Source organism: Endothiovibrio diazotrophicus (genome assembly GCF_054657215.1).
Map to the genome: position 1 here is coordinate 1 of NZ_BAAHXB010000404.1, position 209 is coordinate 209.

Annotated in this window: 1 pseudogene; it reads right to left on the reverse strand. The window is 61.7% G+C overall.

Features of this window, described 5'->3' with window-relative positions:
• Positions 1 to 11: 11 nt before the first annotated feature.
• Positions 12 to 209 (reverse strand): annotated as a pseudogene (locus tag ACYQ2W_RS26985) (REP-associated tyrosine transposase); the annotation flags it as partial.

Sequence of the window (209 nt, forward strand, 5' to 3'; positions counted from 1 at the left end):
GTAGCGACGACCTACTCCAGCTCCATTCCCTCGATGGACGGCGGTGGCGTTGTTCCCCAGCCGGCCTCGTAGACTCCCCGCTTGAGCCACTCTCCGAACGACGAATACGGATGATCCTCTGCCGCGGATACCAAGCCGTGTTTGACGGGATTGAAGTGGATGTAGTCCAGGTGGCGCTGAAGGTCCCGCTGGTCGCGGATCAGGTGGTC